This window comes from Serratia sp. CMO1, assembly GCF_015689115.1.
Classification (GTDB): domain Bacteria; phylum Pseudomonadota; class Gammaproteobacteria; order Enterobacterales; family Enterobacteriaceae; genus Serratia; species Serratia marcescens.
Map to the genome: position 1 here is coordinate 153,168 of NZ_CP065032.1, position 21,097 is coordinate 174,264.

20 protein-coding genes are annotated in these 21,097 nt (G+C 60.9%); 13 read left to right on the forward strand and 7 right to left on the reverse strand.

Annotated features, from left to right (window positions below):
- Positions 1–46: 46 nt before the first annotated feature.
- A complete protein-coding gene (locus tag IT763_RS00670) occupies positions 47–2,599 on the forward strand; it encodes a class I adenylate cyclase (protein ID WP_004934235.1) in 2,553 nt (850 codons plus the stop codon).
- 36 nt (positions 2,600–2,635) lie between these two features.
- Here the strand turns inward: IT763_RS00670 and cyaY are convergent, their stop codons facing one another.
- Positions 2,636–2,956 carry an iron donor protein CyaY gene (gene cyaY / locus IT763_RS00675; protein WP_004934237.1) on the reverse strand — a complete coding sequence of 107 codons (321 nt, stop codon included), beginning with the start codon at positions 2,954–2,956 and terminating at the stop codon, positions 2,636–2,638.
- 78 nt (positions 2,957–3,034) lie between these two features.
- On the opposite strand from cyaY, the gene IT763_RS00680 reads away from it, so the two are divergent.
- The 6 genes from IT763_RS00680 (at position 3,035) to uvrD (ending at position 8,712) form a co-directional block, all read left to right on the forward strand.
- The gene (locus tag IT763_RS00680; RefSeq protein WP_004934241.1) at positions 3,035–3,241 is read left to right on the forward strand and encodes a lipoprotein; all 207 of its coding nucleotides are present in this window, start codon (positions 3,035–3,037) and stop codon (positions 3,239–3,241) included.
- 71 nt (positions 3,242–3,312) lie between these two features.
- On the forward strand, positions 3,313–4,137 hold the full coding sequence (dapF, locus tag IT763_RS00685; RefSeq protein ID WP_206195074.1) for a diaminopimelate epimerase: 825 nt from the start codon (positions 3,313–3,315) through the stop codon (positions 4,135–4,137).
- Entirely contained in the window at positions 4,134–4,847 is a 714-nt protein-coding gene (locus IT763_RS00690; protein WP_004934247.1) for a DUF484 domain-containing protein, read from the forward strand. The genes dapF and IT763_RS00690 overlap by 4 nt, the downstream gene beginning before the upstream one ends.
- A complete protein-coding gene (gene xerC / locus IT763_RS00695; RefSeq protein WP_016929495.1) occupies positions 4,844–5,755 on the forward strand; it encodes a tyrosine recombinase XerC in 912 nt (303 codons plus the stop codon). The genes IT763_RS00690 and xerC overlap by 4 nt, the downstream gene beginning before the upstream one ends.
- On the forward strand, positions 5,755–6,471 hold the full coding sequence (yigB, locus tag IT763_RS00700) for a 5-amino-6-(5-phospho-D-ribitylamino)uracil phosphatase YigB (RefSeq protein ID WP_016929494.1): 717 nt from the start codon (positions 5,755–5,757) through the stop codon (positions 6,469–6,471). Before xerC ends, yigB begins: the two co-directional genes overlap by 1 nt.
- Positions 6,472–6,549: 78 nt before the next feature.
- A complete protein-coding gene (uvrD, locus tag IT763_RS00705; RefSeq protein WP_025304874.1) occupies positions 6,550–8,712 on the forward strand; it encodes a DNA helicase II in 2,163 nt (720 codons plus the stop codon).
- Between the two features lie 47 nt (positions 8,713–8,759).
- Here uvrD and IT763_RS00710 read toward each other — a convergent pair whose 3' ends face one another.
- A complete protein-coding gene (locus IT763_RS00710) occupies positions 8,760–9,233 on the reverse strand; it encodes a WbuC family cupin fold metalloprotein (RefSeq protein ID WP_016929492.1) in 474 nt (157 codons plus the stop codon).
- 444 nt (positions 9,234–9,677) lie between these two features.
- On the opposite strand from IT763_RS00710, the gene corA reads away from it, so the two are divergent.
- A complete protein-coding gene (corA, locus tag IT763_RS00715) occupies positions 9,678–10,628 on the forward strand; it encodes a magnesium/cobalt transporter CorA (RefSeq protein ID WP_004934262.1) in 951 nt (316 codons plus the stop codon).
- Between the two features lie 16 nt (positions 10,629–10,644).
- On the opposite strand, the gene rarD is transcribed toward corA, so the two are convergent.
- Complete coding sequence (rarD, locus tag IT763_RS00720) at positions 10,645–11,532, reverse strand: EamA family transporter RarD (protein WP_016929490.1); 888 nt, start codon at positions 11,530–11,532, stop codon at positions 10,645–10,647.
- 66 nt (positions 11,533–11,598) lie between these two features.
- Positions 11,599–12,069, reverse strand: a complete 471-nt coding sequence (locus IT763_RS00725) for a thioesterase family protein (RefSeq protein ID WP_206195075.1) — start codon at positions 12,067–12,069, stop codon at positions 11,599–11,601.
- A gap of 203 nt (positions 12,070–12,272) precedes the next feature.
- On the opposite strand from IT763_RS00725, the gene pldA reads away from it, so the two are divergent.
- The 3 genes from pldA to rhtC are packed head-to-tail and all read left to right on the forward strand — an operon-like array spanning position 12,273 to position 15,660.
- Positions 12,273–13,151 carry a phospholipase A gene (pldA, locus tag IT763_RS00730; protein ID WP_016929488.1) on the forward strand — a complete coding sequence of 293 codons (879 nt, stop codon included), beginning with the start codon at positions 12,273–12,275 and terminating at the stop codon, positions 13,149–13,151.
- 43 nt (positions 13,152–13,194) lie between these two features.
- Positions 13,195–15,027, forward strand: coding sequence for an ATP-dependent DNA helicase RecQ (gene recQ / locus IT763_RS00735; RefSeq protein WP_028127631.1), 1,833 nt, complete (start codon positions 13,195–13,197; stop codon positions 15,025–15,027).
- A gap of 12 nt (positions 15,028–15,039) precedes the next feature.
- Positions 15,040–15,660: a threonine export protein RhtC gene (gene rhtC, locus IT763_RS00740; protein WP_016929486.1), complete on the forward strand. Its 621-nt coding sequence runs from the start codon at positions 15,040–15,042 to the stop codon at positions 15,658–15,660.
- Between the two features lie 47 nt (positions 15,661–15,707).
- Here rhtC and rhtB read toward each other — a convergent pair whose 3' ends face one another.
- The gene (rhtB, locus tag IT763_RS00745) at positions 15,708–16,328 is read right to left on the reverse strand and encodes a homoserine/homoserine lactone efflux protein (protein ID WP_004934282.1); all 621 of its coding nucleotides are present in this window, start codon (positions 16,326–16,328) and stop codon (positions 15,708–15,710) included.
- Between the two features lie 148 nt (positions 16,329–16,476).
- Between rhtB and pldB the strand changes: the two genes are divergently transcribed.
- Positions 16,477–17,520, forward strand: a complete 1,044-nt coding sequence (gene pldB / locus IT763_RS00750) for a lysophospholipase L2 (protein ID WP_016929485.1) — start codon at positions 16,477–16,479, stop codon at positions 17,518–17,520.
- A 4-nt stretch (positions 17,521–17,524) separates the two neighbouring features.
- Positions 17,525–18,322, forward strand: a complete 798-nt coding sequence (yigL, locus tag IT763_RS00755) for a sugar/pyridoxal phosphate phosphatase YigL (protein WP_004934290.1) — start codon at positions 17,525–17,527, stop codon at positions 18,320–18,322.
- Positions 18,323–18,365: 43 nt separating this feature from the next.
- On the opposite strand, the gene glpQ is transcribed toward yigL, so the two are convergent.
- Both glpQ and glpT read right to left on the reverse strand, forming a co-directional pair.
- Complete coding sequence (glpQ, locus tag IT763_RS00760; protein WP_206195076.1) at positions 18,366–19,445, reverse strand: glycerophosphodiester phosphodiesterase; 1,080 nt, start codon at positions 19,443–19,445, stop codon at positions 18,366–18,368.
- A gap of 82 nt (positions 19,446–19,527) precedes the next feature.
- Positions 19,528–20,883, reverse strand: coding sequence for a glycerol-3-phosphate transporter (gene glpT, locus IT763_RS00765; RefSeq protein WP_206195077.1), 1,356 nt, complete (start codon positions 20,881–20,883; stop codon positions 19,528–19,530).
- Between the last annotated feature and the right edge of the window lie 214 nt (positions 20,884–21,097).

Genomic DNA, 21,097 nt, shown 5'->3' on the forward strand with positions numbered 1-21,097 from the left:
GAATACGGGTTTTTTTCTAAACACCGGGATAATCAGGCGAGACGTCTTGTACCTCTACATCGAGACATTGAAGCAGAGACTGGATGCGATCAATCAGCTACGCGTCGATCGCGCCCTGGCGGCTATGAAGCCCGCGTTTCAACGGGTATACAGTCTGCTGCCCACCTTACTGCACCACCACCACCCGCTGATGCCGGGTTACCTGAACGGTAACGTTCCCCACGGCATTTGCCTCTACACGCCTGATGAAACTCAACAAGAATACCTGAACGATTTAGAAGACAAATGGGGCAGCCCGTTTGACAAACCGGCCAGCGGCGAGCTGCCGATCACCGGCGTCTACTCGATGGGCAGCACCTCGTCTATCGGCCAAAGCTGCAGCTCGGATCTCGACATCTGGGTCTGCCACCAGTCCTGGCTGGACAACGAAGAACGCACCCGCCTGCAGCAAAAATGCAGCCTGCTTGAGAAGTGGGCCGCCTCGATGGGGGTGGAAGTCAGCTTCTTCCTGATCGATGAAAACCGTTTCCGCCATAATGAAAGCGGCAGCCTGGGCGGCGAAGATTGCGGCTCGACGCAGCACATCCTGTTGCTCGACGAATTCTATCGCACCGCGGTGCGCCTGGCCGGCAAACGCATCCTGTGGAACATGGTGCCGGGCGAAGAAGAAGCGCACTACGATGAATACGTGCTGTCGCTGTACGCGCAGGGCGCGCTGACGCCGAACGAGTGGCTGGATCTCGGCGGCCTGAGTTCGCTGTCGGCGGAAGAGTACTTTGGCGCCAGCCTGTGGCAACTGTATAAGAGCATCGATTCGCCTTACAAGGCGGTGCTGAAGACCCTGCTGCTGGAAGCCTATTCCTGGGAATACCCCAATACCCAACTGCTGGCGACGGACATCAAACACCGGCTGCATCAGGGCGAGATCGTCAGCTTCGGGCTCGACGCCTACTGCATGATGCTTGAGCGCGTGACCCGCTACCTGACCGACATCAACGACACCACCCGCCTCGATCTGGCCCGCCGCTGTTTTTACCTGAAAGTATGTGAAAAGCTGTCGCTGGCCAAGGCCTGCGTCGGCTGGCGGCGCGAGATCCTCAGCCAGCTGGTCAGCGAGTGGGGCTGGAGCGAAGAGCGTCTGGCGATGCTGGACAACCGCGCCAACTGGAAAATCGAGCGGGTGCGCGAAGCGCATAACGAACTGCTCGACGCGATGATGCAGAGCTACCGCAACCTGATCCGTTTCGCTCGCCGCAACAACCTCAGCGTCAGCGCCAGCCCGCAGGATATCGGCGTGCTGACCCGCAAACTGTATGCGGCGTTCGAAGCGCTGCCCGGCAAGGTGACGCTGGTGAACCCGCAGATTTCACCGGACCTGTCGGAAAACGATTTAACCTTTATTCACGTGCCGGTTGGCCGCGCCAACCGCACCGGCTGGTACCTGTACAATCAGGCGCCGGCCATGGATTCGATCGTCAGCCATCAGCCGCTGGAATATAACCGCTACCTGAACAAGCTGGTGGCCTGGGCCTATTTCAACGGCCTGCTGACGCCGCAGACCCGCCTGCACATCAAGAGCGGCAACCTGTGCGACACCGCCAAGCTGCAGGAGCTGGTGGCCGACGTTTCCCATCACTTCCCGCTGCGCCTGCCGGCGCCGACGCCGAAAGCGCTGTACAGCCCGTGCGAGATTCGCCATCTGGCGATCATCGTCAATCTGGAAAACGATCCGACCGCCGCCTTCCGCAATCAGGTGGTGCACTTCGATTTCCGCAAGCTGGACGTGTTCAGCTTCGGCCAGCAGCAGCAGTGTCTGGTGGGCAGCATCGATCTGCTGTACCGCAACTCCTGGAACGAGGTGCGCACCCTGCATTTCAGCGGTGAGCAGTCGGTGCTGGAAGCGCTGAAAACCATTCTCGGCAAAATGCATCAGGACGCCGCGCCGCCGGAATCGGTGGAAGTGTTCTGCTACAGCCAGCACCTGCGCGGCCTGATCCGCACCCGTATCCAGCAGCTGGTGTCGGAGTGCATCGAGCTGCGCCTGTCCAGTACCCGTTTGGAACCCGGCCGCTTCAAGGCGGTGCGCGTCGCCGGGCAGACCTGGGGGCTGTTCTTCGAGCGCTTGAGCGTATCGGTGCAAAAGCTGGAGAATGCGGTGGAGTTTTACGGCGCCATCTCCAACAACAAGCTGCACGGCCTGTCTATCAAGGTGGAAACCGATCAGGTGCATCTGCCGCCGGTGGTGGATGGCTTCGCCAGCGAGGGGATCATCCAGTTCTTCTTCGAAGACACCTCAGACGACAAGGGCTTCAACATCTATATTCTGGATGAGTCGAATCGGGTTGAGGTGTATCACCACTGCGAGGGCAGTAAAGAGGAGCTGGTGCGCGACGTCAGCCGCTTCTACTCCTCGTCGCACGATCGCTTCACTTACGGCTCCAGCTTCATCAACTTCAATCTGCCGCAGTTCTATCAGATTGTGCAGCTCGACGGGCGCACGCAGGTGATCCCGTTCCGCAGCAACGTGCTGTCCAGCCTGTGCGTGACGGTGGCCGACGGCGCCGCTCAGCCGCTGAAGCAGCAGTTCCAGCTGCATTGACGCCGCAAGGGCTCGGTTGCCGAGCCCTGATTAGCTTCAGGAAAAATGCAGTTCCTCGCCGGCCTGCGCGCTGGCCGCTTCGCTGAGCAGCTGATAAAACGGCTGCCCGCTGCGATCGCATAGCCAAACGCCGTCGCGGTAGTTGAAGTGGTAACCGCCGGCCTTGGTGGCGAGCCACACCTGGTGCAGCGGCTCCTGGCGGTTGATGACGATTTTGGTGCCGTTTTCGAAGCTCAGCGTCATCACGCCGCCATTGGTTTCGTAATCGATGTCCGCATCGCCGTCAAAATCGTCCAGTGTCTCTTCAATATTCAGCATCAGCTGGTCGGCCAACTGGTGAAACTCGCTGTCGTTCATATTCAATTCCTATTGCTTTTCATGATCCACCTGCGATTATAGAGACCTTGGACGCATGAATTACAGGCATTAATGCAAATGAAAAAACAACTACGCTATGCGCTGATGGCAGTTCTGGTTACCGGCCTCGCCGGCTGTGGTCTGAAAGGCCCGCTTTACTTCCCGCCTGCCGATCCCGCCAGCCAGAAACCGGCCAAGCCGCCGGTGCAAACGGGCGATCAGGTGCAAAAGAACCAGCAGGAGCAGTCTGGCTCTCAGCAAAAACCGTCGATGGTTGACCAGTAACACCCTGTTTGCGGTGGCGAGCGCCGCCGTAAAATCAAGACGGATAGCGCGTCCAGATAGCGGAGTATGATATGCAGTTCTCCAAAATGCACGGTCTGGGCAACGACTTTATGGTGGTCGATGCCGTTACACAGAATGTCTATTTTTCACCTGAGCTGATCCGCCGGCTGGCCGATCGGCACCTGGGCGTCGGCTTTGACCAGATGCTGGTGGTAGAACCGCCTTACGATCCCGAACTGGATTTTCACTACCGAATTTTTAACGCCGACGGCAGCGAAGTGGCGCAGTGCGGCAACGGCGCGCGTTGCTTCGCGCGTTTCGTGCGGCTGAAAGGGCTGACCAACAAACGCGACATCCGCGTCAGCACCCAAACCGGGCGCATGGTGCTCAGCGTCACCGACGACGATCTGGTGTGCGTCAACATGGGTGAGCCGAATTTCGACCCGCAGGCGGTGCCGTTCCGCGCCGCCAAGGCTGAAAAGACTTACATCATGCGCGCGGCGGAACATACCGTGTTGTGCGGCGTGGTGTCGATGGGCAACCCGCATTGTGTTTTGCAGGTGGACGACGTAAAAACCGCCAAGGTGGAGCTGCTCGGGCCGGTGCTGGAAGGGCATGAACGATTCCCGGAACGGGCCAACATCGGCTTTATGCAGGTGGTCAGCCGCGATCACATCAAGCTGCGCGTTTATGAGCGCGGCGCCGGTGAAACGCAGGCCTGCGGCAGCGGCGCCAGCGCGGCGGTGGCTGTGGGGATCCAACAGGAATTGCTGTCAGAAGAAGTGCATGTAGAACTGCCGGGCGGCAGCCTGCATATTCGCTGGAAAGGGCCGGGCAACCCGCTGTTTATGACCGGTCCGGCAACCCATGTCTATGACGGATTTATTCATCTATGAAAAGCGTAGAAGAACAGAGCGTCGCCGGCCTGGCGCTGGATGACGACACCGTGATGCAGTACCTGCTGCAGAACCCGGATTTCTTTATTCGCAACGCGCGCCAGGTTGAGCAGATGCGCGTGCCGCACCCGGTGCGCGGCACCGTTTCGTTGGTGGAATGGCATCTGGCCCGCCAGCGCAATCACATCGAACGGCTGGAAGAAGAGATCACGCTGCTGATGGAGCAGGCCAGCGCTAACGAAGGGCTGTTCGCCCGGTTGCTGCACCTGCAGGCCGATTTGGCCACCGCCGACAGCTTGCAGGACATGCTCAACCGGCTGCAGCGCTGGGCGCGCGGCTTCGGTTTGGCCGGCGCCACGGTGCGCCTGTTCGCCGAGCGCTGGAATATCGGCGCGCCTTCCGATTTCACCCATCTGGCGCTGACGCGTTCGGCGTTCGAGCCGTTCCGCATCCAGCGGCTGGGCAGCGAACAACACTACCTCGGCGGCCTGAACGGCCCCGAACTGCTGCTGCTGTTGCCGCAGGCCAAACAGATCGGCCAGATTGGTTCGGTGGCGCTGTCGATGCTTGGCGACGACGGCGAGCTGGGCATGGTGATCTTCAGCAGCCGCGATACGCAACACTATCAGCAGGGCATGGGCACGGTGATGCTCAATCAACTGGCGCGCATGCTGCCGGAACTGCTGGAACGCTGGATCGAACGCGCATGACGCCGATTGCGCCCAGCCTGCAGCAGCCGGTGGACGCTTTTCTGCGTTATCTCAAGGTAGAACGGCAACTTAGCCCACTGACGCAGCTCAGCTATTCACGCCAACTGGCGGCGCTGATGCGCCTGGCGCAGGAGATCGGCGTCACCGACTGGGCGGCGCTGGACGCCGCCCGGGTGCGCATGCTGGCGGCGCGCAGCAAACGCGCCGGCCTGCAGTCCGCCAGCCTGGCGCTGCGGCTCTCTTCGTTGCGCAGTTTCCTCGACTGGCTGGTCAGCCAGGGCGTGCTGCACGCCAACCCGGCCAAAGGCATCCGCACGCCGCGCAGCGGTCGCCATCTGCCGAAAAATATCGACGTCGATGAAATGAACCAGCTGCTGGAGATCGATCTCAACGATCCGCTGGCGGTGCGGGATCGCGCCATGCTGGAGGTGATGTACGGCGCCGGTCTGCGTCTCTCCGAGCTGGTGGGGCTGGATTGCCGCCATGTCGATATGGCGGCCGGCGAGGTGTGGGTGATGGGGAAAGGCAGCAAAGAGCGTAAACTGCCGATCGGGCGCACCGCCGTCACCTGGCTGGAACACTGGCTGGCGATGCGCGATCTGTTCGGGCCGGAAGATGACGCGATGTTCCTGTCCAATCAGGGGCGGCGCATCTCGACGCGCAACGTGCAAAAGCGCTTCGCCGAATGGGGCGTGAAACAGGGCGTCAACAGCCATATTCACCCGCACAAACTGCGTCACTCCTTCGCGACCCACATGCTGGAGTCGAGCGGCGATCTGCGTGCGGTGCAGGAGCTGCTCGGCCACGCCAACCTGACCACCACGCAAATTTATACCCACCTCGACTTTCAACATCTGGCGAACGTGTACGATGCCGCGCATCCGCGCGCCAAACGGGGGAAATCCTGATGCATTTTTATCGCCCGCTGCGCCCGCTGGCGGCGCTGACTTTCGATCTGGACGACACGCTGTATGACAACCGTCCGGTGATCCGGCAAACCGAGCAGCAGTCGGTGGCCTTCCTGCAGAGCTACCATCCCGGCCTGAACAGCTTCCAGTCGGCGGATTTCCACCGCCTGCGCCAGGAGCTGCGCGAGCAGGATCCGGAGATCTACCACGACGTCACCCAGTGGCGCTGGCGCGCCATTCATCTGGCGCTGAGCCGGCAGGGGCTGCGCGACGCCGAAGCGGCGATCGGGGCCGATGCGGCAATGCAAAACTTCGCGCTGTGGCGCAGCCGCATCGAGGTGCCGGAAGCGACCCACGCCACGCTGAAGGCGCTGGCCGCGCGCTACCCGCTGGTGGCGATCACCAACGGCAACGCCGATCCGGCGCAGTGCGGCCTGGACGGCTACTTTCAGTTTGTGCTGCGTTCCGGGCCGGACGGGCGCGCCAAGCCGTATCAGGACATGTATCACCTGGCCGTCGAGCGGCTGGGCGTGGCGCCCGAGCAGATCCTGCACGTGGGCGACGATCTGACTACCGACGTCGCCGGCGCGCTGCGCGCGGGGCTGCAGGCCTGTTGGATCAACGATCGGCAACGCTGCCTGATGCAGGCCGCCGACAGCCGCCTGCTGCCGCATATTGAGATTTCGCAGTTGGCATCGCTGACAGCATTGTTATAATCCCTGCCAGAACTCTGTATAAATTTCCAGTGAAAAACCCGTCACCGGCGGGTTTTCCCTTAACCATTAGTGGTGCCTATGGACGTCTCCGATCTGCTCGACAGCCTGAATGAAAAACAACGTGAAGCCGTGGCGGCGCCGCGCAGCAACCTGTTGGTTCTGGCCGGAGCGGGCAGCGGCAAGACGCGGGTGCTGGTGCATCGCATCGCCTGGCTGCTGTCGGTGGAGAACTGCTCACCGTATTCGATCATGGCGGTGACCTTCACCAACAAGGCGGCGGCGGAAATGCGCCACCGTATCGAACATCTGATCGGCACCAGCCAGGGCGGCATGTGGATCGGCACTTTCCACGGTCTGGCGCACCGCCTGCTGCGCGCTCATCATCTGGAAGCCAACCTGCCGCAGGATTTCCAGATCCTCGACAGCGACGACCAGCTGCGGCTGCTCAAGCGCATCATCAAGGCGCTGAACGTCGACGAGAAGCAGTGGCCGCCGCGTCAGGCGATGTGGTACATCAACGGCAAGAAAGATGAGGGCCTGCGCCCGCAGCACGTCGAAACCTACAACAACCCGGTGGAGGCCACCTGGCTGCGCATCTACCAGGCCTATCAGGAAGCCTGCGATCGCGCGGGGCTGGTGGATTTCGCCGAGCTGCTGCTGCGCGCGCACGAGCTGTGGCTGAACAAGCCGCATATCCTCAACCACTACCGCGAGCGTTTCACCAACGTGCTGGTGGACGAATTCCAGGATACCAACAGCATCCAGTACGCCTGGATCCGTCTGCTGGCGGGCGGCAACAGCAACGTGATGATCGTCGGCGACGATGACCAGTCGATCTACGGCTGGCGCGGCGCGCAGGTGGAAAACATCCAGCGCTTCCTGAAGGATTTCCCCGGCGCGGAAACCATCCGCCTGGAGCAGAACTACCGTTCCACCAGCAACATCCTGAAAGCGGCCAACACCCTGATCGCCAACAACGACGGGCGCATGGGCAAAAACCTGTGGACCGAAGGCGGCGAAGGCGAGCCGATTTCCCTCTACTGCGCCTTCAACGAACTCGACGAAGCGCGCTTCGTGGTCAACCGCATCAAGACCTGGCAAGACAACGGCGGCGCGCTGAACGACTGCGCCATCTTGTACCGCAGCAACGCCCAGTCGCGCGTGCTGGAAGAGGCGCTGCTGCAGACGGCGATGCCGTACCGCATCTACGGCGGCCAACGCTTCTTCGAACGTCAGGAAATCAAGGATGCGCTGGCTTACCTGCGCCTGATCTCCAACCGCAACGACGACGCGGCCTTCGAGCGCGTGGTCAACACCCCGACGCGCGGCATCGGCGACCGCACCCTCGACGTGGTGCGCCAGGCGGCGCGCGATCGCCAACTGACGTTGTGGCAGGCGACGCGCGAACTGATGCAGGACAAGGTTCTGGCCGGCCGCGCCGCGTCGGCGCTGCAGCGCTTCATCGAGCTGGTGGAGTCGCTGGCTCATGAAACCGCCGATATGCCGCTGCACGTGCAGACCGACCGGGTGATCCGCGATTCCGGGTTGTTCATCATGTATGAGCAGGAAAAGGGCGAAAAGGGGCAGGCGCGTATCGAAAACCTTGAGGAACTGGTGACGGCGACGCGCCAGTTCAGCTATCAGGAAGAAGATCAGGATCTGATGCCGCTGCAGGCGTTCCTGTCGCATGCGGCGCTGGAAGCGGGCGAAGGCCAGGCCGACGCCTATCAGGATGCGGTGCAGCTGATGACCCTGCACTCGGCCAAAGGGCTGGAGTTCCCGCTGGTGTTTATCGTCGGCATGGAAGAAGGCATGTTCCCGAGTCAGATGTCGCTGGATGAAGGCGGCCGTCTGGAGGAGGAGCGCCGTCTGGCCTATGTGGGCGTAACGCGCGCCATGCAGAAGCTGACGCTGACCTACGCCGAAACGCGCCGTCTGTACGGCAAAGAGGTTTACCATCGGCCGTCGCGCTTTATCGGCGAACTGCCGGAGGAGTGCGTGGAAGAAGTGCGCCTGCGCGCCAGCGTATCGCGGCCGGTCAATCACCGCCGCATGGGCACGCCGATCAGCGAGAACGACACCGGATACAAGCTGGGTCAGCGCGTGCGCCATCCCAAGTTTGGCGAAGGCACCATCGTCAATCTGGAAGGCAGCGGCGAGCACAGCCGGCTGCAGATCGCCTTCCCGGGCGAAGGCATCAAGTGGCTGGTGGCGGCCTACGCTCGGCTGGAAACGGTATAAAGAGAGGGGCGATTTGCAGGAGTTTCAGCCCCTGCAATCGTTCATCATCAGTGAGGGTAGCGATCGCCGACCTGCGCGGTGGCATACCAGCGCATCACCGCTTCGGTGCCTTCGCCGCCTTCCTGCGGCGCCCACGGCATGCAGTCTTCTTCGGTCAGCGCCTGATACGGACCCCGCTTCACTTCGAACACCACGCCGCCGGCATCGACCGACAGCACCGCATGCCAGGTAAATGCCGGCATCTCCAGCACTTTGGTTTCTTCGCCGAGCAGGGTGCGCTGCGTCACGACGCCGTCATCGTTGAACTGCAGCACGACAAAACGGCCGCGCAGCGGCGTCAGCAGCTCCCAGGTTTGCGGGTGGCGGTGCGGGCGGATATAGGTGCCGGGTTCCATGGCGATCGCCAGGCGTTGCACCGGGTCGCTCAGCTCTTCGTGTAAGGTGCGGTGCGCGCGCAGGCGGGGCACGCTGGCGGCCTGTTCGCTCATCGCGGTCAGTTCATGGGCGGTAATCTGTTTCATCGTTTAAATCCGCATGCTTGTCGTACCATTAGGGTGATGTCATCTTAGCAACATTCTTGGTGGCGGTAAGCGATCGCCGCGACTTTTTCAGTACGGTTTAAGCGCCATTTCTGCCATTGATCATCGTGATGATTTGTTGCGCAATTATCCCGCCTAACGTGTTGACAGGCTTTTTCTTCTCGGCGTAACATGCGCGCACTATTATCATTGAGGACAGACGCCTTGGACACACCCAGTAGATACTGGCTCACTGACCTGCGCCGCAGGTATAACTTCTAAGGCTCTCCGTTTTTGCTGATAGCCTTCGTGGTTGTCGGCGACCCCGCAAAGCGTCGCTATGAGTCAGATCTCTTCATGGTCTGAAACAATCGGTGATACGCATCCCATCTGTTTCTGTGCTTCAACGCGTTGTCCGCACCCGTTACCTTCACGGAGTTTTGGCACATGCTGAGCGCTTTTAAATTAGATAACCGCCGCTTGTCCCGTCTGGAACTGGACGACTCGGATGATCTCACGTCATCGCTGTGGGTTGATCTGGTCGAGCCGGAAGAGGGCGAGCGTGAGCGCGTGCAGAATGAGCTGGGACAAAGCCTGGCGACGCGTCCCGAACTGGACGACATCGAAGCCTCCGCCCGTTTCTTCGAAGACGAAGACGGTCTGCATATCCACTCCTTCTTCTACTTCGAAGATGCGGAAGATCACGCCGGCAACTCCACGGTGGCCTTCACCATCCGCGACGGCCGCCTGTATACCCTGCGTGAGCGTGAACTACCGGCGTTTCGCCTGTACCGCATGCGCGCCCGCAACCAGACCATGCTCGAAGGCAACGCCTACGAACTGCTGCTGGATTTGTTCGAAACCAAGATTGAACAGCTGGCGGACGAGATAGAGAACATCTACAGCGATCTGGAACAGCTCAGCCGGGTGATCATGGAAGGGCATCAGGGCGACGAATACGACGCCGCGCTGTCGACGCTGGCGGAGCTGGAAGATATCGGCTGGAAGGTGCGTTTGTGTCTGATGGATACCCAGCGCGCGCTCAACTTCCTGGTGCGCAAGGCGCGTTTGCCGACCGGCCAACTGGAGCAGGCGCGTGAAGTGCTGCGCGACATCGAATCCCTGCTGCCGCACAACGAATCGCTGTTCCAGAAGGTGAACTTCCTGATGCAGGCGGCGATGGGTTTCATCAATATCGAACAGAACCGCATCATCAAGATCTTCTCGGTGGTGTCGGTGGTGTTCCTGCCGCCTACGCTGGTGGCCTCCAGCTACGGCATGAACTTTGAATTCATGCCGGAACTGAAATGGTCGTTCGGCTACCCGGGCGCCATCACCTTGATGATCCTGGCGGGCCTGGCCCCTTACCTGTACTTCAAGCGCAAGAACTGGCTGTAACCCGGCGGCGCCGGGCTCAGCGCAGCTTGCGCTGGGTATAGAGCGCGTCGAGGGTGAACAGGATCAGCGCCGCCCAGATAAAGCCGAAGGTCACCAGCTTGTCCTGGCCGATGGTCTCGCCGTAGAAGGTGACCGCCAGCAGGAACATCAGCGTCGGGCCGAGATACTGGAAGAAACCGAGCGTCGACAGGCGCAGCCGGGTAGCCGCCGCGGTGAAGCACAGCAGCGGCACGGTGGTGACGATGCCGGCGGCGACCAGCAGCAGATTCAGCGACCACGGGTTGGCGCTCAGGTGGCTGGTGGGGCTGTCGGCGAACAGGAACAGGTAGCCCGCCGCCACCGGCAGCAGCCACAGCGTTTCAATCAGCATGCCGGTCTGCGCGTCGATGGCGATTTTTTTGCGCAGCAGGCCGTAGAAGGCGAAGCTGAACGCCAACCCCAGACCGATGATCGGCAACGAACCGAACTGCCAGAGCTGCACCAGCACCCCGGTGAACGCCAGCGCCACCGCCACCCACTGCATGCGGCGGAAACGTTCGCCGAGAAACAGCATCCCCAGCAGCACGTTAACCAGCGGGTTGATGAAGTAGCCCAGGCTGGCTTCCAGCATATGGTGATTGTTCACCGCCCAGATGAACAGCAGCCAGTTGCCGCCGATCAACAGCGCGGTGACCGCCAGCAACAGCAGCCGTTTGCGGTTTTGGCAGGCGGCGCGCACTTTCGGCCAGTTGCGGCCCAGCGAGATCAGCGCCAGCATGAAGAAAAACGACCAGATGATCCGGTGGGTGAGGATCTCGTCCGCGGACACTTGCTGGATCAGTTTGAAATAGGCCGGGGCGATGCCCCACATAAAATAGGCGGCCAGGGCGAAGAAAATGCCCTGACGCGTTTGCTTTGCGTCCATGACGTCACTCTGGTGGGGAACGTAAGATGCGGTGAGTGTACTGAAGTCGCTCACCGCACACAATCATCAGCCGACCAGATAGGTGGCGGTAGCGGTCGCGATATGCAGGCCGTCGTGGTTATGCAGTTCTACGCGCGCGACGGCGACCTTATTGCCGCTGCGCAGCACGCTGGCGGAGGCGACGAAGTGTTCGCCGCGGCCGGGGCGCAGATAGTCGACGCGCAGATCGATGGTGCCCATGCGCGACAGTTTGGCGGCGATCTCTTCTTCGATCAGCGGTTCCAGGCGCGTCAGCACGCCGCCGGCGCAAGCCAGCCCGGCGGCGACGTCCAGCACCGCGGCGATCACGCCGCCGTGCAGAATTTCCGGTGCGGCGTTGCCCACCAGCTTGCGCTGGTTGGTGAAGCTCAGTTCGACGTAGTCATCGTCGAAGCGGCGCAGCTCCAGGCCAAGCTCGCGGTTGAACGGCATGTGGTAGACAAAAATTTCGCCGATCTTGCGGCGGGCGGCTTCCAGGGTCAGTGGTGTGGTCGACATAGCGGGGTTCCGTTTTTCTTTTGCGTTTTAAGGGAGCTAACTGGTCAGTCCAGGTTAATGGAATGTTGATTTTATGCTTAACCTTTGTTGCTTTCCAGACTATTCCAATAAAACCGGACTGCGCTGCGGTAAAGCCTCCTTTGTGTGTAAAATGGCCTGATTTTTTCCGGGCTTGCCCTTTTTCGTTGGAGTGAGGAGAGGTTATGCGCATTTTGTCAGGGATCGTTTCCGCCACGCTGCTGATGCCGGCGCTGGCATTGGCTGAGGAAGCCAAAGAGCAGCAGATTCACGATAGGCCGGCGGTGCGCGGCAGCATTATCGCCAACCTGCTGCAGGAGCACGATAATCCGTTCACGCTGTATCCTTACGATCCCAATTACCTGTTGTACACCGACACCAGCGATATCAACAAAGAAGCCATCAAGACGTACAACTGGGCCGACAAGGCGCGCAAGGACGAGGTGAAATACCAGCTTAGCCTGGCGTTTCCGCTGTGGCGGGGCATTGCCGGCGACAATTCGGTGCTCGGCGCGTCTTATACTCAGCGCTCCTGGTGGCAATTGTCCAACCGCGGCGAGTCTTCGCCGTTCCGCGAGACCAACTACGAGCCGCAACTGTTCGTGGGGTGGGCGACCGATTACCGCTTTGCCGGTTGGACGCTGCGCGATGTTGAAATCGGCGTTAACCATCAGTCTAACGGCCGCTCGGACCCGACGTCGCGCAGCTGGAATCGCGGTTATGCGCGGCTGATGGCGCAAAACGGCAATTGGCAGGTGGATCTCAAGCCCTGGTTCCGTTTCTCGGAGAGCTCGAGCAACGACGACAACCCGGACATCACCAAATACATGGGATACTACCGGTTGAAGGTCGGTTACGCCTGGGGCGACAGCGTGTTCAGCGTCGACAGCCACTACAACTGGAACAGCGGCTACGGCGGCGCGGAATTGGGCTGGAGCTACCCGATCACCCGCAACGTGCGATTCTATACCCAGGTGTTCAGCGGCTACGGCGAATCGCTGATCGACTACAACTTCCGGCAGACACGGGTGGGCGTTGGTGTCATGCTGAACGATATTATGTAATCATACCCGGTGGGTGTGTACCGATGAAAAAATGGGGAAGTGTGTGTCAACCGCAGCAGTGATTAACAGAGAGTTGCTGGCCGAGCAGGTATTGCGCGATACCTTCGGCTACCAGCAATTCCGTCCGGGCCAACAAACGATTATCAATGCCGCGATCGGCGGGCAGGATTGCCTGGTGGTGATGCCGACCGGCGGCGGCAAGTCGTTGTGCTACCAAATCCCGGCGCTGGTGATGGACGGCCTGACCCTGGTGGTTTCCCCGCTTATCTCGCTGATGAAGGACCAGGTCGACCAACTGTTGGCCTACGGCGTTTCCGCCGCCTGCTACAACTCGACGCAAACCCGCGAGGAGCAGTTGGACGTCATGGCCGGCTGCCGCAACGGCACCATCAAGATGCTGTACATTGCGCCGGAACGGCTGATGATGGAAAGCTTCCTCAACCTGCTCGATCACTGCCCGCCGGCGATGCTGGCGGTGGATGAGGCGCACTGCATCTCGCAGTGGGGCCATGACTTCCGGCCGGAATATCGCGCGCTGGGCCAGCTGAAACAGCGCTTCCCGGCGATGCCGGTGATCGCGTTGACCGCCACCGCCGACGAAGCCACGCGCGGCGATATCGTGCGCCTGCTGTCGCTGCAGGATCCGCTGGTGCAGGTCAGCAGCTTCGACCGGCCGAACATCCGCTATACGCTGGTGGAAAAATTCAAACCGCTCGATCAGCTGTGGCGCTTCGTGCAGGATCAGCGCGGCAAGAGCGGCATTATCTATTGCAACAGCCGCGCCAAGGTGGAAGACACCGCCGCGCGCCTGCAAAGCCGCGGGCTGAGCGTCGGCGCCTACCACGCCGGGCTGGACAACGAGCGCCGCGCCCAGGTGCAGGAAGCGTTCCAGCGTGACGATCTGCAGGTGGTGGTGGCCACCGTCGCCTTCGGCATGGGCATCAACAAACCCAACGTGCGCTTCGTGGTGCATTTCGACATCCCGCGCAATATCGAATCCTATTATCAGGAGACCGGCCGCGCCGGGCGCGACGGCCTGCCGGCCGAAGCCATCCTGCTGTACGATCCGGCCGACATGGCCTGGCTGCGCCGCTGTCTGGAGGAAAAACCCGCCGGGCAACAGCTGGACATCGAGCGCCACAAGCTGAACGCCATGGGGGCGTTCGCCGAGGCGCAAACCTGCCGCCGCCTGGTGTTGCTCAACTACTTCGGCGAAGGCAAACACGAGAACTGCGGCAACTGCGATATCTGCCTCGATCCGCCCAAGCGCTACGACGGGCTGGAGGACGCGCGCAAGGCGCTGTCCTGCGTGTACCGCGTCGGCCAGCGCTTTGGCCTCGGGTACATCGTGGAAGTGCTGCGCGGCTCCAACAACCAGCGCATTCGCGAATACGGTCACGACAAGCTGCCGGTGTACGGCATCGGCCGCGATCAGACCACCGAACACTGGACCAGCGTGCTGCGTCAGCTGATCCACCTGGGCTTTATCACCCAGAACATCGCCATGCACTCAGCGCTGCAATTGACCGAGGCGGCGCGTCCGGTGTTGCGCGGCGAGGTGGCGCTGCAGCTGGCGGTGCCGCGTATTCAGAGCCTGAAGTCGCGCAGCAGCGCCAACCAGAAATCCTACGGCGGCAATTACGATCGCAAGCTGTTCGCCAAGCTGCGCAAACTGCGCAAATCGATCGCCGACGAAGAAAACATTCCGCCTTACGTGGTGTTCAACGACGCCACGCTGCTGGAAATGGCCGAACAGATGCCGATCAAGGCCGGCGATCTGCTGAGCGTCAACGGCGTCGGCCAGCGCAAACTGGAGCGTTTCGGCGCGCCCTTTATGGCGATGATCCGCGACCATCTCGACAATGACGAAGACTGAGGGCGATATATCATGCTGATGCTGTTTCTCACCGTGGCGCTGGTGCATCTGATTGCGCTGATGAGCCCGGGGCCGGACTTCTTTTTCGTGTCGCAAACCGCCGCCAGCCGCTCGCGCCGCGAGGCGATGATGGGCGTGGTCGGCATTTCGCTCGGCATCGTGGTATGGGCCGGCGTGGCGTTGATGGGGCTGCATCTGATCCTGCAGAAGATGGCCTGGTTGCATCAGATCATCATGGTTGGCGGCGGCATTTACCTGTGCTGGATGGGGTGGCAACTGCTGCGTTCCGCGCGGGCGCAGCAAGCGCAGCCGGCGGCGGAGGCCCAGGTGGCGTTGCCGAAGGCCGGGCGCAGCTTTATTCGCGGCTTCCTGACCAATTTGTCCAACCCGAAAGCGGTGATCTATTTCGGCAGCGTGTTCTCGCTGTTCGTCGGCGACAGCGTCGGCGCCGGAGCGCGCTGGGGGCTGTTCTTGCTGATTGTCGCCGAGACCTTCGTCTGGTTCAGCCTGGTGGCGGTGGTGTTTGCGCTGCCGGCGATGCGCCGCGGCTATCAGCGGTTGGCCAAGTGGATAGACGGTGTGGCGGGCGTGCTGTTTACCGGCTTCGGGTTACATCTGATATTTACCCGCTAACCGCAGTGAAATGCCCAAGGCCGAGCAGCGATGCCCGGCCTTTTTTGTCAGGCTTTGCGGGCGGTCGCCAGCAGCCCCGCCACCAGAATGAACAGCGAACCGAACAGTCGGTTGAGCAGCTGCATCTGGCGCGGCGTTCTCAGCCAGCCGGCGATGCGCGTCGCCAGGGTGGCGTAACCGATCATCACCAGAATATCCACCACCACGGTGGTGACGCCGAGCACCAGATACTGCTCAGCCTGGGGCTGATTGGGCAAGATGAACTGCGGGAACAGTGCGGCGAGGAACACGATGCTTTTCGGGTTGGTCAGGTTGACCAGCACCGCGCGGCGGAACAGACGGCGGCGCGGCATGCTGCCCGCCAGCGCATGCAGATCCAGCGCCCCGGCGGCGCGCCATTGCTGGATGCCGAGCCACACCAGGTAGGCGGCGCCCAGCCATTTCAGCAGCTCGAACGCCAGCAGCGATTGCGATATCAGCGCGCCGAGGCCGATGCCCACCAGCACGATGTGCGCGCTCAACCCGACCTGCAGCCCGGCGATCGACGCGGCGGCGCCGCGATAGCCGTGGCTGATGCCGGTGCTCATGGTATTGATGGCGCCTGAACCGGGGGAGAGGCTCAGGATAAGCGTGGTCAGCAGATAGGTTAACCACCAGTCCAAGGTCATGGTGCTTCGGCTCCCTGAAAGTGTCGTTTTGTGCCACAATGCGCCGAGGCGGCGCCGTTTTTGTAAGAATTGAATCACAATACGCTAGTATGATTTCTTGTGCCAGCGGTCACATTTTTCCGCCGGCCCCACAGGGAAAACGCTCTCGATGACCTCGTTCACTCTCAGCTCCGATGACTGGTTAACGCGTGAAACGCAGTTCGCTGCCTTCGCCACCGGGCCGCTGCTGGATTTCTGGCGGCAGCGCGAAGAAGGCGAATTCAGCGGCGTGGACGGCGTGCCGATCCGCTTTGTGCGCTTCAGTTCCGCGCGGCATCAGCGCGTGGTGGTGGTCAGCCCCGGCCGCATCGAAAGCTATGTGAAATACCCCGAGGTGGCCTACGATCTGTTCCACTGCGGCTACGACGTGGTGATCGTCGATCATCGCGGCCAGGGGCGTTCCGGGCGTTTACTGGCGGATACGCACCGCGGTCATGTGGTAAACTTCGCCGACTACGTGGACGATTTCGAGCAGCTGTGGCTGCGCGAGGTCGAATCGCGCGGTTATCGGCAGCGCTTCGCGCTGGCGCATTCGATGGGCGGCGCGATCCTGGCGCAGTTCCTGCAGCGCCGGCCGCAGGCGTTCGACGCGGCGGCGTTTTGCGCGCCGATGTTCGGCATCCGGTTGCCGATGCCGGGTTGGCTGGCCGATCGCATTCTCGACTGGGCGGAGATCCGCCCGGCGATCCGCGATTATTACGCGGTGGGCACCGGCCAGTGGCGTCCGTTGCCCTATGTGGTCAACGTGTTGACCCATAGCCGCGAGCGTTACCGGCGCAGCCTGCGCTATTATGCCGATTACCCCGAGCTGCAGGTGGGCGGGCCGACCTACCATTGGGTGCGGGAGAGCATCCGCGCCGGCCGGCAGATTATCGCGCAGGCCGGGGAGATCACCACGCCGCTGTTGCTTTTGCAGGCCGGTGAAGAACGGGTAGTCGACAACCGTTCGCACCAGGCTTTTTGTCAGGCTCTGTCAGACGCGGGGCGCCCTTGCGAAGGGGGGCTCCCGTGGGTTATCAACGGTGCACGCCATGAGATCCTGTTCGAGCGGGACGCGCTGCGCGCCGAAGCACTGAACGCAATTCTGCGCTTCTTTGCTCAACACTTAGGCGGCGCGCTGCCGCCGACAACTCCATCAGAGGTTAGAACATAACGCTATGTATCACGTCGTCGCTTCCGATTTAGATGGCACGCTGCTGTCTCCCGACCATACCCTGTCGCCGTACGCTAAAGAAACGCTGAAGTTGCTGACTCAGCGCGGCGTGCATTTCGTGTTCGCTACCGGCCGCCACCATATCGACGTGGCGCAGATCCGCGACAGCCTGGAGATCAGCGCCTTTATGATCACTTCCAACGGCGCACGGGTGCACAACACCGCCGGCGAACTGATTTTCAGCCACAACCTGGACGGAGATATCGCCCGCGATCTGTACGGCATGCTGCACGACGATCCGGATATCACCACCAACGTCTACCGTAACGACGATTGGTTTACCAACCGCGAAAGCCCGGAGCAGGAAGAATTCTTCCAGGAGTCGGTGTTCAAATATCAGCTGTTTGAGCCGGGCCTGCTGGAAACCGACGGCGTCTGCAAGGTTTACTTCACCTGTGAAGATCACGAGCGGTTGCTGCAGGTGGAAGACGCCATCAACGCGCGCTGGGGCGATCGGGTCAACGTCAGCTTCTCGTTCCCGACCTGCCTGGAAGTAATGGCGGGCGGCGTGTCGAAAGGGCATGCGCTGGAAGAAGTGGCCAAGATCATCGGCTATACGCTGCAAGAGTGCATCGCCTTCGGCGACGGCATGAACGATCTGGAGATGTTGTCGATGGCCGGCAAGGGCTGCATCATGCGCGACGCGCATCAGCGCCTGAAGGACATGCTGCCGGAGCTGGAAGTGATCGGCTCCAACGTCGATAACGCGGTGCCGCACTACCTGCGCAAGATGTTCCTCTGAAATAACCTTTAAATAATAAGGGCGCCTTGCGGCGCCCTTGGCATTACTTGTGCTGGCCCTGCTTCTGCAGGAACTGCACGCCCTTGTCCGGGAAGTCGGTGAACACGCCGTCGACGCCGGCCTGGTTGTAAATCACGTCATACAGCTGGTTTACGTCGGTCACATACTTCGGCAGCGCATCGGCGCGGATGGTGAACGGATGCACCGCCAGCTTGCTGGCGTGCGCTTCTTTCACCATGTCGGTCAGCACGATGTGGCCCGGCTTGGATTGATCCGCCACCACCAGCATGTGGTAGTCCGGCCCGATGCCGTCGGCATACTGAGCGATTTTCTTCATCGCGCCCGGTTTGAACATCCAGTCGTAGTCGTATTCCACCCACTTGCCGTCGGCTTTCTGCTCGTAGGTTTCCTGCCAGTCGTTATAGGCGATCAGCTGCACCAGCTTCAGATCCATGCCCAGCTTCGGTTCCAGCTCGTTCTTGATGCGTTTGAGCTCGTTGGCGTCGAAGCACTGCAGGTAGACGTTGTCGTTCTTGCCGGTGTAGCCGTACTGCTTGAGCACCGCCAGCACTTTGCTGGAGATGTCTTTGCCTTCCTGTTTGTGGAACCACGGCGCCTTGATTTCAGGGTAGATGCCGATGTTCTTGCCGGTCGAATGGTTCAGACCCTGCACGAACTCGATCTCTTCCTGGAAGGTGTGCACGCGGAAGTCGGATTTGCCCATCGGGAAGCGGCTAGGGTAGCCCTGCACTTTCTTGCCGTTTTCGATTTCAAAGCCTTCGGTGAACTTCAGCGATTTGATCTCCGCTAGCGTAAAGTCGATGGCGTAATAACGGCCGTCTTTGCGCGCGCGGTCCGGGAAGCGTTCGGCGACGTCGGTGACGCGATCGAGGTAATGGTCGTGCAGCACCACCAGCTCGTTGTCTTTGGTCATCACCAGATCTTGTTCGAGGTAATCGGCGCCTTGCGCGTAGGCCATCGCCTTCGCCGGCAGAGTGTGTTCCGGCAGGTAGCCGCTGGCGCCGCGGTGGGCGATCACCACTTTGTCCGCCGCCTGCGCGGCGCTGACCATTGAGGTGGCGAGAATGATCCCTGTCAGCAGGGCTTTGACTTGAGTCCGCATTCCGTTTTCTCCATGTTGTTGGGGGCAGGGTAGTAAAAAGGCCGCAGGGCGGCCTTTAAATCATGCAAAAGTCGTGTGACGCTTAGCCGCGTTTGCCGGCTGCGATTTCCGCGTGGTGTTTCTTTTCGTTCAGCATGGTCAGCAGCAGCAGGATAACCGCCAGCACGCCGCCGCCGATCATCACCATGAAGCCGCCGTCCCAACCGAAGAAGTCTACGGTGTAGCCGACGATGGCACTGGCCGCGACCGAGCCGCCCAGGTAGCCGAACAGGCCGGTGAAGCCCGCGGCGGTGCCGGCGGCTTTCTTCGGCGCCAGCTCCAGTGCGTGCAGGCCGATCAGCATCACCGGGCCGTAGATCAGGAAGCCGATGACCAGCATACAGATCATGTCTACGGTCGGGTTACCGGCCGGGTTCATCCAGAACACCACGGTGGCGATGGTCACCAGCGTCATGAAGAACACGCCGGTGGCGCCGCGGTTGCCTTTGAACACTTTGTCCGACATCCAGCCGCACAGCAGGGTGCCCGGGATACCGGCGTATTCGTACAGGAAGTAAGCCCAGGAAGACTTGTCCAGCGCGAAGTGCTTCACTTCTTTCAGGTAAGTCGGCGACCAGTCCAGAATGCCGTAACGCAGCAGGTAGACGAACACGTTGGCGACCGCGATGTACCACAGCAGCTTGTTCGGCAGGATGTACTGCATGAAGATCTGCTTGGCGGTCAGCTCTTCTTCGTCTTTTTCGCTGTAGTCGTCCGGGTAGTCGTTTTTGTACTCTTCAATCGGCGGCAGGCCGCAGGATTGCGGGGTGTCGCGCATCAGGGCGAAGGCGATCAGAGCCACCAGGATGGCGCCGAAGGCCGGCATGTACAGCGCCGCGTGCCAGTCGTTGAACCAGGCCATGCCCAGCAGGAACAGCAGCGGCGGCAGGCCGCCACCCACGTTGTGGGCGCAGTTCCAGATGGAAACGATGCCGCCGCGTTCTTTCTGCGAGCACCAGTGCACCATGGTGCGGCCGCACGGCGGCCAACCCATGCCCTGGAACCAGCCGCACAGGAACAGCAGGACGAACATGATGGCGATGCTGGAGGTGGCCCACGGCACGAAGCCCATGAACAACATCACCGCCGCCGCCAGGATCAGGCCGGCAGGCAGGAACACTCGCGGGTTGGAACGGTCGGAGACCGAACCCATGATGAATTTGGAGAAGCCGTAGGCGATGGAGATGCCCGACAGCGCGAAGCCGAGGTCGCCGCGGCTGAAGCCTTGTTCGATCAGGTAAGGCATGGCCAGGGTGAAGTTCTTACGCACCAGATAGTAAGCGGCGTAACCGAAGAAGATCCCCAGGAAAATTTGCCAGCGCAGCTTACGGTAGAGCGGGTCTACCTTATCGCTCGGCACACGGGCGATGTGTGCGGCCGGCTTAAAAATACTCAACATGAGCGCCTCCGATGGCTTTATCTGTTATCACATCAATATGACCTTTTACGTTCATTTGATGATTGAGCGGATATCGAATGTGGTGTTTTTGTGTTCCATAACGAGCGCCATTGTCATCAAATACGCCTGGTGTCGCTGTGACGAATGGCGCAATTGTTACACTTTCATGAAACCACGGCGGATTTTGAGCGATTCGTTAACGTTATGAAATAGA

Bases quoted from the DNA above. Each gene is read 5' to 3' on its own strand.
- cyaY (WP_004934237.1), bottom strand. From the start codon at position 2,956: ATGAACGACAGCGAGTTTCACCAGTTGGCCGACCAGCTGATGCTGAAT.
- IT763_RS00680 (WP_004934241.1), top strand. From the start codon at position 3,035: ATGAAAAAACAACTACGCTATGCGCTGATGGCAGTTCTGGTTACCGGC.
- dapF (WP_206195074.1), top strand. From the start codon at position 3,313: ATGCAGTTCTCCAAAATGCACGGTCTGGGCAACGACTTTATGGTGGTC.
- IT763_RS00690 (WP_004934247.1), top strand. From the start codon at position 4,134: ATGAAAAGCGTAGAAGAACAGAGCGTCGCCGGCCTGGCGCTGGATGAC.
- xerC (WP_016929495.1), top strand. From the start codon at position 4,844: ATGACGCCGATTGCGCCCAGCCTGCAGCAGCCGGTGGACGCTTTTCTG.
- yigB (WP_016929494.1), top strand. From the start codon at position 5,755: ATGCATTTTTATCGCCCGCTGCGCCCGCTGGCGGCGCTGACTTTCGAT.
- uvrD (WP_025304874.1), top strand. From the start codon at position 6,550: ATGGACGTCTCCGATCTGCTCGACAGCCTGAATGAAAAACAACGTGAA.
- IT763_RS00710 (WP_016929492.1), bottom strand. From the start codon at position 9,233: ATGAAACAGATTACCGCCCATGAACTGACCGCGATGAGCGAACAGGCC.
- corA (WP_004934262.1), top strand. From the start codon at position 9,678: ATGCTGAGCGCTTTTAAATTAGATAACCGCCGCTTGTCCCGTCTGGAA.
- rarD (WP_016929490.1), bottom strand. From the start codon at position 11,532: ATGGACGCAAAGCAAACGCGTCAGGGCATTTTCTTCGCCCTGGCCGCC.
- IT763_RS00725 (WP_206195075.1), bottom strand. From the start codon at position 12,069: ATGTCGACCACACCACTGACCCTGGAAGCCGCCCGCCGCAAGATCGGC.
- pldA (WP_016929488.1), top strand. From the start codon at position 12,273: ATGCGCATTTTGTCAGGGATCGTTTCCGCCACGCTGCTGATGCCGGCG.
- rhtC (WP_016929486.1), top strand. From the start codon at position 15,040: ATGCTGATGCTGTTTCTCACCGTGGCGCTGGTGCATCTGATTGCGCTG.
- rhtB (WP_004934282.1), bottom strand. From the start codon at position 16,328: ATGACCTTGGACTGGTGGTTAACCTATCTGCTGACCACGCTTATCCTG.
- pldB (WP_016929485.1), top strand. From the start codon at position 16,477: ATGACCTCGTTCACTCTCAGCTCCGATGACTGGTTAACGCGTGAAACG.
- yigL (WP_004934290.1), top strand. From the start codon at position 17,525: ATGTATCACGTCGTCGCTTCCGATTTAGATGGCACGCTGCTGTCTCCC.
- glpQ (WP_206195076.1), bottom strand. From the start codon at position 19,445: ATGCGGACTCAAGTCAAAGCCCTGCTGACAGGGATCATTCTCGCCACC.
- glpT (WP_206195077.1), bottom strand. From the start codon at position 20,883: ATGTTGAGTATTTTTAAGCCGGCCGCACACATCGCCCGTGTGCCGAGC.